Raw genomic sequence first — 14,289 nt, 5'->3', positions numbered from 1 at the left:
GTCGGTGGCGAGCTGTACATCGCGGGCGCGGGCGTCACGCGCGGCTACCTGCGCCGGCCCGCGTTGACTGCGGAGCGCTTCCTCCCGGATGCCTTCACCACCGAGCCCGGATCCCGCCTGTATCGCACGGGCGATCGGGTGCGCTGGCTGGCCGAAGGCACGCTGGAGTTCCTCGGCCGCGCGGATGATCAGGTCAAGCTCCGGGGCTTCCGCATCGAGCCGGGAGAGATTGAACAGGCGCTCGCCCTGCATCCGGCTGTGCGCGAGTGCGTGGTCGTGGTCCGCGACGACGTGCCGGGCGGCAGGCGGCTGGTAGCGTACGTCGTGGGTGAGGGCGGAGCGGCGCTGGAGACCGGCGCGTTCGCCAGCTTCCTGCGCGAGCACCTGCCGGAGTACATGGTGCCGTCGGCGTTCGTGGCGCTGGAGTCGCTGCCGCTCAACACCAGCGGCAAGGTGGACCGGCGCGCACTGCCCGCCCCCGAAGCCGGCGCGTCGCGGACGCACCGCTACGTGGCCCCGAGCACCCCGACGGAAGCCCTGCTGGCGGGCCTCTGGGCGCAGGTGCTGGGCGTGCCGCAGGTCGGGACGGAGGACAGCTTCTTCGAGCTGGGAGGCCACTCGCTATTGGCGACCCAGGCGATGTCGCGCATCCGCTCCGCGTTCGGCGTGGAACTGCCGCTGCGGGCCCTCTTCGAGGCGCCCACGGTGTCCGGCCTCGCGCGGAAGGTGGACGCGGCGGTGCGCGGAACGCACGGCCGCACCGGCATCCCCGCCCTGGTGCCAGTGGCGAGGACAGGCGCGGAGCCGTTGTCCTTCGCGCAGCAGCGCCTGTGGTTCCTGGATCAGCTGCAGCCAGGAAGCACCCAGTACAACCTGCCCGCGGCCATCCGGCTGTCGGGCCGGTTGGACGTGTCGGCCCTGGAGCGCACGTTCGCGGAGCTGGTACGGCGTCACGAAGCCCTGCGGACCACGTTCCAGGTTCGCGACGGGCAGCCGTTCCAGGTCATCACGCCCGCCGCGGGAGCGGTGCTGGAGGTGGTGGAGCTCGAAGCGCTGCCGCAAGTGGAGCGCGAGGCGGAAGCCCAGCGGCGAGCACAGCGTGAAACCCAGCGTCCGTTCGACCTGGGCCAGGGTCCGCTCTTCCGGGCGAAGCTGCTGCGGTTGACGGCCACGGAGCACGTGCTGGTGCTGGTGATGCACCACATCGTGTCGGACGGCTGGTCGATGCAGGTGCTGGTGAAGGAAGTGGGCGCGCTCTACGCGGCGTATGCGGAAGGCCGGGAGTCGCCGCTGGCGGAGCTGCCGGTGCAGTACGCGGACTACGCGGCGTGGCAGCGAGGATGGCTGCGAGGCGAAGTGCTGGAAGGCCAGCTGGCGTGGTGGCGTCAGCAGCTGGAAGGCGCACCGCCGGCGCTGGAGTTGCCGACGGACAAGGCGCGTCCGGCGGTGCAGCGCTTCCGGGGTGCGAGCTACACGGTGGGCCTGCCGAGCGCGCTGGAGGAGCAGGTGAAGACGCTGGCGCAGCGGGAGGGTGTGACGTCCTTCATGCTCCTGCTGGCGGCGTGGCAGGTGGTGTTGGCGAAGTACAGCGGGCAGCCGGACGTCAGCGTGGGCACGCCCATCGCGGGCCGAAACCAGACGCAGTTGGAAGGGCTCATCGGCTTCTTCGTGAACACGCTGGTGCTGCGCACGAAGGTGGAGGGGCGCGAGTCCTTCCGGCAGGTGCTGGCGCGAGTGCGAGAGACGGCGCTGGGCGCGTACGCGCACCAGGAGGTGCCGTTCGAGAAGCTGGTGGAGGAGCTGAGGCCGGAGCGAGACCTGGGCCGCACCCCGCTGTTCCAGGTGTTCTTCAGTCTCCAGAACACTCCCGCGCAGGCAAGTGACGCCGGACCGAAGGAAGCGCTGGCGTTGCGCCCCGTGGAGACGGAAGCGACGACCGCGAAGTTCGACCTGTCGCTGTCGATGTCGGAGACGGGCCAGGGGCTAGCGGCGACGCTGACGTACAACACGGACCTCTTCGTGGAAGGGACGGCGAAGCGGCTGCTGGGCCACCTGGGAGTCCTGCTGGAGGAGGTGACGGCCCGGCCCGACGCGCGAGTCGGAGACGTGGCGCTGCTGCGAGGGGCCGAAGCGCGCAAGGTGCTGGTGGAGTGGAACCAGACGGCGGCGGAGTTCCCGCGCTCGGCGACGCTGCATGGCCTCTTCGAGGCGCAGGTAGAGAGGACGCCGGAGGCGGTGGCGCTCGTCAGCGAAGAGGGAAGCCTCAGCTACCGGCAGGTGAACGAGGCCGCGGAAGTGCTGGCCGCGCAGTTGCGCGCCTGGGGAGTGGGCCCGGAGGTGAAGGTGGGCTTGGCGCTGGAGCGTTCCGCGGCGCTGGTCATCGCGCAGGTGGCGACGCTGAAGGCGGGAGGCGCATGGGTGCCGCTGGACGTGGAGTACCCGGCGGAGCGGTTGGCCTTCATGGTGCAGGACAGCGGCGCGGCGCTGGTGCTGGCGCACGCGGCTCGGGCGCAGGAGCTGCCGGCGACCTCCGCACGAGTGGTCTTCGTGGAGGAGGCACTCCAGACGGCTGCGCCTTCAGCACAGGGCACCGGCGAGCTGCACACGGGAGCGGATGGACTGGCATACGTCATCTACACGTCGGGGAGCACGGGCAAGCCGAAGGGCGTAGGCGTGGGCCACCGCGCCGTCGTCAACCACCTGCACTGGCGTCAGCAGCGCTTCCCGATGGGCGAGGGCGACGGCTTCCTGGCGAAGGCGTCGAGCAGCTTCGACATCTCGGTATGGGAAGTGTGGGCGCCGCTGGTGAGTGGAGCGCGGCTGGTGCTGGCGAAGCAGGGAGGCCAGCGCGACACGGAGTACCTGGTGGAGACGGTGGCGAAGCACGGGGTGACGCACCTGCACTTCGGGCCGGCACCGCTGGGGACCTTCCTGGAGACAGCGGGCGTGGAGGCGTGCGAAGGGCTGCGGTACGTCTTCTGCGGCGGCGAGGCGCTGGGAGTCGGGCTGCACCGGCGCTTCGTGAAGAAGCTGGGCGCGAGGCTGGTGCACCAGTACGGGCCGACGGAGGCGTGCATCGACTGCGTGGCCTGGGAGACACCGCGAGAAGCGGTGGAGGCCATGCCGCTGGGCCACCCCATCGCGAACACGGACGTGTACGTGGTGGACGAGGCCGGGCACCCGGTGCCGGTGGGCGTGGCGGGCGAGCTCTGCGTGGGCGGAGAGGGCCTGGCGCGAGGCTACCTGGGCCAGCCGGGCCTGACGGCGGAGCGCTTCGTGCCCAACCCCTTCGGGGCGGCAGGGACGCGGCTGTACCGCACGGGAGACAAGGCGCGGTGGAGGGAGGACGGGACGCTGGAGTACCTGGGCCGGTTGGACTTCCAGGTGAAGGTGCGCGGCTACCGGATTGAGCTGGGTGAAGTGGAAGCGGCGCTGGTGGCACAGCCCGGAGTGCGCGAGGCCGTGGCGCTGGTGCGCGACGAGGCGACGACGGGCAAGCGGCTGGTGGCGTACGTGGTGGCGCAGCCGGGCCACACCGTGGACGCGGCCTCGCTGCGCAATGCACTCAAGGGACGGCTGCCGGAATACATGGTGCCGTCGGCCTTCGTGGTGCTGGAGGCCCTGCCGCTCAACGCCAACGGCAAGGTGGACCGCAAGGCCCTGCCGAAGCTGGAGGCCGGAGTGGAGCGCACGCGTCAGTACGTCGCGCCGCGCACGGCGACCGAGGAGGTCCTGACGAACATCTGGGCGCAGGTGCTGGGTGTGCCCCAGGTGGGAGTGGAGGACAGCTTCTTCGAGCTGGGAGGTCACTCGCTGCTGGCGACGCAAGTGGTGTCGCGCATCCGTACCGCCTTCAACGTCGACCTGCCGCTGCGAGCCCTCTTCGAGACTCCGACGGCCGCCGAGCTGGCCGTCCAGGTGGACGGGGCCCGGAATGCTGGGGTCGCGTTGACGATCCCGCGCCTGGAGGCTCGGTCCCGGACGGGCCAGGAGCCCCTGTCCTTCGCACAGCAGCGGTTGTGGCTGCTCGATCAGCTCCAGCCGGGAGGCGCGTCGTACAACATCCCCCTGGCGGTGCGGTTGACCGGCAAGGTGGACGTGGACGCCCTGCGCCGCACCTTCGACGAACTGGTGCGCCGTCACGAAGCGCTGCGCACGACCTTCCAGGTCCATGAAGGCCAGCCCTTCCAGCGGATCGCACCGTTCCAGGAGGCCGCCTGGAGCTTCACGTCCATGGACGGGCTGCCCGAGGCTCGGCAGGAGGCGGAGCTCCGCAAGCAGGTCAGCGCGGAGGCACTGCGCCCGTTCGACCTGAGCCAGGGACCGCTGTTCCGCGCGACGCTGGTGAGGCTGTCGGATACGGAGCACGTGCTGGTGCTGGTGATGCACCACATCGTGTCGGACGGCTGGTCGATGGACGTGCTCGTGCGGGAAGTCGCCGCGCTCTATGGCGCCTACGCCGAGGGCCGCGAGTCGCCGTTGCCAGAGCTGCCGGTGCAGTACGCGGACTACGCGGCGTGGCAGCGAGGCTGGTTGCAAGGCGAAGTGCTGGAAGGCCAGCTCGCATGGTGGCGCCAGCAACTGGAAGGCGCACCGCACGCGCTGGAGCTGCCGACGGATCGGCCGCGTCCGGCGGTGCAACGCTTCCACGGCGCGAATGCGTCGGTGCTGATGCCAAAGGAGCTGGAGGAGAAGCTCTCCGCGCTGGCCCGTCAGGAAGGCGCTACGTCCTTCATGGTGATGCTGGCGGCGTGGCAGGTGTTGCTGGCGCGCTACAGCGGGCAGCAGGACATCAGCGTGGGCACGCCCATCGCGGGTCGTAACCGCACGGAGCTGGAAGGCCTCATCGGCTTCTTCGTGAACACGCTGGTGCTGCGCACGAAGCTCGAAGGCAGCGCTTCCTTCCGCGACGTCCTCCGTCAGGTGAAGGAGACGACGTTGGAGGCGTACGCGCACCAGGAGGTGCCGTTCGAGAAGCTGGTGGAGGAACTGAAGCCGGAGCGTGACCTGAGCCGGACGCCGCTCTTCCAGGTGATGTTCACCCTGCGCAACGCGGCCAGCGGTAGCGGCGAAGCACTTCCGGGCGGGCTGGTGCTTCGTCCGGTGGAGACGGAAGGGACGACGGCGAAGTTCGACCTGACGCTGGCGATGACCGAAACGGGCCGAGGGCTCTCGGCGACGCTCGAGTACAGCACGGACCTGTACGACGCGGAGACGGCGCAGCGGATGCTGAGCCACTTCGGGATGCTGCTGGAAGGCATCGCGAAGGACGCGGACGCGAACCTCTGGAGCCTGCCGCTGCTGGAGGCCGAGGAGCGTCAGCAGGTGCTGGAGCGTTTTGCTGGCACGCGGGCGGAGGTCTCCACAGCGGAGACGATCCACAGCCTCTTCGCGGCGCAGGCCGTGAAGACGCCGGGCGCTGTGGCGGTGGTGCACGAGGGCAGGGCGCTGACGTACGCGCAGGTGGAAGCCCGTGCGAACCAGTTGGCGCGGCATCTGCGCACGTTGGGAGTCAGCGAGGAAAGCCGGGTAGGCGTGTGCGTGGAGCGCACGGAAGCGATGGTGGTGGCGCTGCTGGGCGTGCTGAAGGCGGGCGCCGTGTACGTGCCGCTGGATGCGACGTACCCGAAGGACCGACTGGCCTACATGCTGGAGGGCACGGGTGCGCCTGTCGTCATCACGCAGGAGAGCCTGGAGGCCGTGCTGCCGGAGTACGCCGGCCAGCGCGTACGGCTGGATGCAGATGCGGCGGTACTGGCCGCGTACCCGGAGGAGGCACCGGCCAGTAAGACGGAGCCCCAGCAGTTGGCGTACGTGCTGTACACGTCAGGAAGCACGGGCCGTCCGAAGGGCGTGGCGGTGACGCACGCCAGCGCAGTGGCGTTCCTGAAGTGGGCCACGAGCACCTTCAAGGCAGAGCAGCTGAAGGGAGTCCTGGCTGCGACGTCGCTGAACTTCGACCTGTCGGTGTTCGAAGTCTTCGCGCCGCTGGTGAGTGGCGGCACGGTGGTGGTGGCGGAGAACGCACTGGCACTGGCGGGGCTGAAGGAGGCGGGCCGCGTCACGCTGTTGAACACGGTGCCGTCGGCAGTGGCGGAGCTGGTGCGAAGCGGAGGCATTCCTTCGTCGGTGGAGACGGTGAACCTGGCGGGCGAAGCACTGCCGAACCGACTGGTGCAGGCGCTGTACGCACTGCCGCAGGTGAAGGAGGTCAACAACCTCTACGGCCCGACGGAGGACACGACGTACTCAACGCACGCGCGAGTGGAGCGCGGAGCGAAGACGGAGCCGCGAATCGGCCGTCCGCTGGAAGGCACGCAGGCGTACGTGCTGGATACGTACGGGCAGCCGGTGCCGGTGGGCGTGCCCGGGGAGCTGTACCTGGGCGGTGAAGGCCTCGCACGCGGTTACCTCGGCCAGCCCGGGTTGACGGCGGAGCGCTTCGTGCCGAACCCGTACGGCACCCCTGGCTCCCGGCTGTACCGCACGGGAGACAAGGTGCGGTGGGGCCGGGACGGGACGCTGGAGTACCTGGGCCGCATGGACTTCCAGGTGAAGGTGCGTGGCTTCCGCATCGAACTGGGAGAGGTGGAAACCGCCCTCGGCGATCAGCCCACGGTGCGGGACGTCGTGGTGGTGGTGCGTGAGGATGCGCCGGGCGACAAGCGACTGGTGGCGTACGTGGTGGCGCAGCCGGGCCACACGGTGGAAGCCGCAGGACTCCGAAGCGCCCTGAAGGGACGGCTGCCGGAGTACATGGTGCCGTCGGCCTTCGTGGTGCTGGAGGCGCTGCCGCTCAACGCCAATGGCAAGGTGGACCGCAAGGCGCTGCCGAAGCCGGAGGCCGGAGCAGAGCGCACGCGCCAGTACGTGGCGCCGCGCACGGCGACCGAAGAGGCCCTGACGAACATCTGGGCGCAGGTGCTGGGCGCGAAGCAGGTGGGCGTAGAGGACAGCTTCTTCGAACTGGGAGGCCACTCGCTGCTGGCGACGCAGGCGGTGTCGCGCATCCGCACGGCCTTCAACATCGACCTGCCGCTGCGCGCCCTCTTCGAGTCCCCCACGGTCGCGGAGCTGGCTCGCAAGGTAGACGTGGCTCACGGCTCGGGCCAGCACATGACGATGCCGGTGCTCGTGAAGCAGCTGCGCTCGGCGGAGGAGCCGTTGTCCTTCGCGCAGCAGCGCCTCTGGTTCCTGGATCAGCTGCAGCCGGGAAGCGCCTTCTACAACCTGCCCGCGGCTGTCCGGCTCACGGGTCCGTTGGATGAAAGCGCCCTGCGCCGCACCTTCGATGAACTGGTACGGCGTCACGAAGCCCTGCGGACCACGTTCCAGGTCCGGGATGGGCAGCCTGCACAAGTCGTCGTGCCGGCCGCGGGAGCGGTGCTGGAGGTGGTGGACCTCGAAGCGCTGCCCCAGGTGGAGCGTGAAGCAGAAGCCCAGCGGCGAGCGCAGCGAGAAACCCAGCGTCCGTTCGACCTGGGCCAGGGTCCGCTCTTCCGGGCGAAGCTGCTGCGGTTGACGGCCACGGAGCACGTGCTGGTGCTGGTGATGCACCACATCGTGTCGGACGGCTGGTCGATGCAGGTGCTGGTGAAGGAAGTGGGCGCGCTCTACGCGGCGTATGCGGAAGGCCGGGAGTCGCCGCTGGCGGAGCTGCCGGTGCAGTACGCGGACTACGCGGCGTGGCAGCGTGGATGGCTGCGAGGCGAAGTGCTGGAGGCGCAACTGGCGTGGTGGCGTCAGCAGCTGGAAGGCGCACCGCCGGCGCTGGAGCTGCCGACGGACAAGGCGCGTCCGGCGGTGCAGCGCTTCCGGGGTGCGAGCTACACGGTGGGCCTGCCGAGCGCGCTGGAGGAGCAGGTGAAGACGCTGGCGCAGCGGGAGGGTGTGACGTCCTTCATGCTCCTGCTGGCGGCGTGGCAGGTGGTGTTGGCGAAGTACAGCGGGCAGCCGGACGTCAGCGTGGGCACGCCCATCGCGGGCCGAAACCAGACGCAGTTGGAAGGGCTCATCGGCTTCTTCGTGAACACGCTGGTGCTGCGCACGAAGGTGGAGGGGCGCGAGTCCTTCCGGCAGGTGCTGGCGCGAGTGCGAGAGACGGCACTGGGCGCGTACGCGCACCAGGAGGTGCCGTTCGAGAAGCTGGTGGAGGAGCTGAGGCCGGAGCGAGACCTGGGCCGCACGCCGCTGTTCCAGGTGTCCTTCACGCTGAACACGGCGAAGACGGGAGGCACCACGGCCCTGCCGGGTGGGCTCGTGATCCATGCGGTGGAGACGGAAGGGTCAACCGCGAAGTTCGACCTGTCGCTGTCGATGTCGGAGACAGGGCAGGGGCTGGCGGCGACGCTGACGTACAACACGGACCTCTTCGTGGAAGGGACGGCGAAGCGGCTGCTGGGCCACCTGGGAGTCTTGCTGGAGGAGGTGACGGCCCGGCCCGACGCGCGAGTCGGAGACGTGGCGCTGCTGCGAGGGGTCGAAGCGCGCAAGGTCCTGGTGGAGTGGAACCAGACGGCGGTGGAGTTCCCACGCTCGGCGACGCTGCATGGCCTCTTCGAGGCACAGGTGGCGAGGACGCCGGAGGCGGTGGCGCTCGTCAGTGAAGAGGGGAGCCTCAGCTACCGGCAGGTGAACGAAGCGGCCGAAGCACTGGCGGCGAAGCTGCGCGCCTGGGGCGTGGGCCCGGAGGTGAAGGTGGGCCTGGCGCTGGAGCGTTCTTCGGCGCTGGTCATCGCGCAGGTGGCGACGCTGAAGGCGGGAGGCGCGTGGGTGCCGCTGGACGTGGAATACCCGGCGGAGCGACTGGCCTTCATGGTGCAGGACAGCGGCGCGGCGCTGGTGCTGGCGCACGCGGCTCGGGCGCAGGAGCTGCCGGTGACCTCCGCGCGAGTGGTCCTGATTGAGGACGCGCTCCGTGCAATGGAAACCCCAGCACAGACGGTTCGACAGGACTCCGCGGGCGCGGACGGACTGGCGTACGTCATCTACACGTCTGGAAGCACGGGCAAGCCGAAGGGCGTAGGCGTGGGCCACCGCGCCGTCGTCAACCACCTGCACTGGCGTCAGCAGCGCTTCCCCATGGGAGAGGGAGACGCGTTCCTCGCCAAGGCGTCGAGCAGCTTCGACATCTCGGTGTGGGAAGTCTGGGCGCCGCTGGTGAGTGGAGCGCGGCTGGTGCTGGCGAAACAGGGAGGCCAGCGCGACACGGAGTACCTGGTGGAGACGGTGGCGAAGCACGGGGTGACGCACCTGCACTTCGGGCCGGCACCGCTGGGGACCTTCCTGGAGACGGCGGGAGTGGAGGCGTGCGAAGCGCTGCGGTACGTCTTCTGCGGCGGCGAGGCGCTGGGAGTCGGACTGCACCGGCGCTTCGTGAAGAAGCTGGGCGCGAGGCTGGTGCACCAGTACGGCCCGACGGAGGCGTGCATCGACTGCGTGGCCTGGGAGACACCGCGAGAAGCGGTGGAGTCCATGCCGCTGGGCCACCCCATCGCGAACACGGACGTGTACGTGGTGGACGAGGCCGGGCACCCGGTGCCGGTGGGCGTGGCAGGCGAGCTCTGCGTGGGCGGAGAAGGCCTGGCGCGAGGCTACCTGGGCCAGCCGGGCCTGACGGCGGAGCGCTTCGTGCCCAACCCCTTCGGGGCGGCAGGGACGCGGCTGTACCGCACGGGAGACAAGGCGCGGTGGAGGGAGGACGGGACGCTGGAGTACCTGGGCCGGTTGGACTTCCAGGTGAAGGTGCGCGGCTACCGGATTGAGTTGGGCGAAGTGGAAGCGGCGCTGGTGGCACAGCCTGGAGTCCGCGAGGCCGTGGCGCTGGTGCGCGACGAGGCGACGACGGGCAAGCGGCTGGTGGCGTACGTGGTGGCGCAGCCGGGCCACACCGTGGACGCGGCCTCGCTGCGAAGTGCCCTGAAGCAGCGCATGCCGGAGTACCTGGTGCCTTCCGCGCTGGTGGTGCTGGAGGCCCTACCGCTCAACGCCAACGGCAAGGTGGACCGGCGCGCGCTGCCGGCGCCTGAAGCGGACGGATCGCGGAAGGGACCGTACGAGGCGCCGGGCACGGCCACGGAGGAGGTGCTGGCGGCCCTCTGGGCGCAGGTGCTGGGCGTGGCCCGGGTGGGGGCGCTCGACGACTTCTTCGAGCTGGGCGGTCACTCGCTTCTGGCGACGCAGGTGGTATCCCGTCTGCGCACGGCCTTCGGGGTGGAGGTGCCGCTGCGGGCCCTCTTCGAGGCGCCGGTGCTGCGGGCGCTGGCGGAGCGGGTGGACGCGGTGGTGCGAGGAGGGCGCGGAGCACAGCCTCCGCCGCTGGTTCCGCGCGGGCACTCGGCGGCAACGCCCTTGTCGTTCGCGCAGCAGCGCCTTTGGTTCCTGGATCAGCTGCAACCGGGCAGCGCCCTCTACAACCTCCCCGCGGCCGTACGGCTGACTGGGCGGCTGGACGAGGAGGCCCTGCGCAGGACCTTCCAGGAGCTGGTGCGCAGGCACGAATCCCTCCGCACGACGTTCCATTCAGTGGCAGGCGAGCCCGTGCAGCACGTCGCGGCCTCGCTGGAGCTGCCGCTCGAATTGGTGGAACTCCAGTCGCTTCCTCAGGACGCGCGGGAAGCCGCGGCGAAGGCCAGGGTGGCGGCCGCGATCCAGCAGTCGTTCGACCTGAGCCAGGGGCCGCTCCTGCGGACGATGCTGGTGCGGCTCGCGGAGACGGAGCACGTCCTGGTGCTCGTGATGCACCACATCGTGTCGGACGGCTGGTCGATGGGCGTCCTCGTCCGGGAGGTCACCGAGCTGTACACGGCGTACTCGGAGCTGCGTCCGTCGACGCTGCCGGAGCTGCCCGTGCAGTACGCGGACTTCGCCGCGTGGCAGCGTGGCTGGCTGCGAGGCGAGGTGCTGGAAGGCCAGCTCTCGTGGTGGCGCCAGCAGTTGGAGGGCGCACCGCACGCGCTGGAGCTGCCGACGGACCGGCCGCGTCCGGCGGTGCAGCGCTTCCACGGCGCCACGACGATGGCCCGGTGGCCGAAGGAGCTGGCGGAGCGGCTGTCGGCACTGGCCCGCGGGGAAGGGGCCACGTCCTTCATGGTGCTGCTGGCGGCGTGGCAGGTGTTGCTCGCGAGGTACAGCGGCCAGCAGGACGTCAGCGTGGGCACGCCCATCGCGGGCCGCAACCGCACGGAGCTGGAAGGCCTCATCGGCTTCTTCGTCAACACGCTGGTGCTGCGCACCCGGCTGGAGACGGGCGCGAGCTTCCGTCAGGTGCTGCGTCAGGTGAAGGAGATGACCCTGGGGGCGTACGCGCACCAGGAGGTGCCGTTCGAGAAGCTGGTGGAGGAGCTGAAGCCGGAGCGTGACCTGAGCCGGACGCCGCTCTTCCAGGTGAGCTTCCTCCTGCAGAACACGCCGACGCAGGCGAGCGAAGCGAGGCCGAGGGACGCGCTCGCATTGCGCGGAGTGGAGATGGAAGCGACGACGGCGAAGTTCGACCTGACGCTGGCGATGGCGGACACGGGCCAGGGGCTGGCGGCGACGCTGGAGTACAACACGGACCTCTACGACGCGAAGTCGGCCGAGCGCATGCTGGGCCACTTCGGGATGCTGCTCGAAGGCATCGCGAAGGACGCGGACGCGGGCGTGTGGGAAGTGCCGCTGCTGAAGGCCGAAGAGCGTCAGCAGGTGCTCCGCGACTGGAACGCGACGGCCGGTGACTCCGCGCTGGAGGGCACCGTCACGGAGGCCTTCGAGCAGCAGGTCGCCCGCACGCCGGAAGCGCCTGCGGTGCGCTTCGAGGAGGAGGTGCTCTCCTTCGCCCAGCTGGAGGCCCGCGCCAACCAGCTCGCGCACCACCTGCGCACGCTGGGAGTCGGCGCGGACGTGCCGGTGGCGCTGTGCCTGGGCCGCTCGGTGGAGGCGATGGTGGCCGTGCTGGCGGTGATGAAGGCCGGCGGGTACTACGTCCCGCTGGATCCGGCGTGGCCCGTCCACCGCCGCACCCTGGCGCTGAAGGACAGCGCCGCGCCGGTGCTGCTGACGCGGACGCGCATCGCTTCGGGTTGGGACGTCGAGGGCGCCCAGCTGGTCCTCGTGGATGAGGCCCTGCCCGAAGGGCTGCCGACGCACGCCCCGGTGCGGGTGGCGACGGCGCGCAACCTGGCCTACGCCATCTACACCTCGGGAAGCACGGGGACGCCGAAGGGCGTGATGGTGGAGCACCACGCGGTGCTGCACTTCCACCGTGCGCTGAAGCAGACGGTGTACGCCAGCCAGCCTTCGGGGCTGCGCGTCAGCGTCAACGCACCGCTGTACTTCGACGCGTCGGTGCAGCAGTGGGTGCAGCTGCTGGACGGCCACTGCCTCTGCATCGTGCCGGAGGAGACGCGGCAGGATCCGAAGGCGCTGGTGGAGTGGGTGCGGCGTCACCACGTGGACGTGCTGGACTGCACGCCGTCGCTGCTGAGGCTGCTGATCCCGCAGGGGCTGCTGGAAGGGGAGACGGCCCCCAGGTGGGTGCTGCCGGGCGGTGAGGCGCTGGACGCGGCCACGTGGGCCGCGCTGGCGGCGGCGCCGGGGACGCGGGCCTTCAACGTGTACGGCCCCACGGAGTGCACGGTGGACGCGACGGCCTGCGAGGTGCGTCCCGGGACGCAGCCCGTCCTCGGAAGGCCGCTGCCCGACGTGCAGGCGTACGTGCTGGACACGTACGGACAGCCGGTGCCGGTGGGCGTGCCGGGAGAGCTGTACCTGGGCGGCGAAGGCCTGGCGCGCGGCTACCTCCAGCGCCCGGAGCTGACGGCGGAGCGCTTCGTGCCGAACCCGTACGGGGCGGCGGGGACGCGGCTGTACCGCACGGGAGACAAGGCGCGGTGGAGGGAAGACGGGACGCTGGAGTACCTGGGCCGCATGGACTTCCAGGTGAAGGTGCGCGGCTTCCGCATCGAGCTGGGTGAAGTCGAAGCGGCGCTGGCCGCGGAGCCGACGGTGCGGGACGCCGTGGTGGTGGCCCGGGAGGACGTGGCCGGTGACATGCGGCTGGTGGCGTACGTGGTGGCGCAGCCGGGCCACACGGTGGAGGCCACGGGGCTGCGCGGTGCCCTGAAGGGTCGGCTGCCGGAGTACATGGTGCCGTCGGCCTTCGTGGTGCTGGAGGCGTTGCCCCTCAACGCCAACGGCAAGGTGGACCGCAAGGCCCTGCCCGCGGTGAAGCCGGACGCGAGCACGGCGGGGAAGGTCATCGCGCCCCGCGACACCATGGAGCTGCAGCTCGTGTCCATCTGGGAGGAGCTGCTGGGCATCCAGCCCATCAGCGTCGACGCGGACTTCTTCGAGCTGGGCGGTCACTCACTGCTGGCGGTGAGGTTGATGACGGCGATCCGCAATCGCATGGGCCGGAACCTGAAGCTGGCGGCGCTCTTCCAGGGGCCGACGGTGGAAGGCCTGGCGTCGCTCCTGCGCGAGGAGGCGGCGCCGTCGCTGTCGCCGCTGGTGGCCATCCGGCCGGAAGGCACCCGGCCGCCGCTGTTCTGCGTCCACCCCGCCGGTGGCAACGTCCTCAGCTACGTGGAGCTGTCCAGGCGCCTGGGCCCGGATCAGCCGTTCTACGCCCTGCGCTCCCTGGGCATCGAGGGCGAGCAGGAGCCGCTGAAGACCATCGAGGCGATGGCGACGGCCTACGTCGAAGCCGTGCGCACGGTGCGGTCCGAGGGGCCCTACCTGCTCGCGGGCTGGTCCATGGGTGGCGCCGTGGCCTACGAGATGGCCCGTCAGCTGCGCGCGGCGGGACAGACCGTGGCGCTGCTTGCGCTCCTCGACCCGGGCTCGGTGACGCGGACGGGCGGTACCGGCGCGGAGGACGAGCAGATCGGCCAGGAGCTGGCCGCGCTCTTCACCCAGGACGGGGAGGGTGCCGAACCCCAGGCGCCTCAGTCCACCGACGCACAGCTGGCGCGTCTGCTGGAGGAGGCGAAGCGGGCGGGGGCGGTGACGCAGGACGTGGAGCTGGAGGACTTCCGCATCCTGATGCGCGTCTTCGAGCTCAACCGGAACGCCGTCCGCCAGTACGTCCCCGAGTCCTACGAGGGCGTCATCACCGTGGTGCGCGCGAGCAAGAGCGTGGACCCGGCGCCCCTGGGCCGGGACCGCGGCTGGGAAGCGGTGGGGCAGGGCGGCGTGAAGCTGCTGGAGGTGGAGGGAGACCACTACTCCATCCTCCGCGCGCCCCAGGTGACGGCCCTGGCCGAGGTCCTCCGGAAGCTGATCGCGGAGGCCCTGGGGGAGGGGACCTAG

The 14,289-nt window shown here is 70.5% G+C and carries 1 protein-coding gene (only partly in view); it reads left to right on the top strand.

Annotated features, from left to right (window positions below):
- Nucleotides 1–14,289 carry the final stretch of a non-ribosomal peptide synthase/polyketide synthase gene (locus tag AABA78_RS18240; protein ID WP_338264288.1) on the top strand. It extends 21,639 nt beyond the left edge of the window, so only the last 14,289 of its 35,928 coding nucleotides appear in the window; its start codon lies beyond the left edge, outside the window; the stop codon is at nt 14,287–14,289.

The organism is Corallococcus caeni (genome assembly GCF_036245865.1).
Taxonomy (GTDB): domain Bacteria; phylum Myxococcota; class Myxococcia; order Myxococcales; family Myxococcaceae; genus Corallococcus; species Corallococcus caeni.
This window is presented reverse-complemented; position numbering and strand designations above follow the sequence as displayed.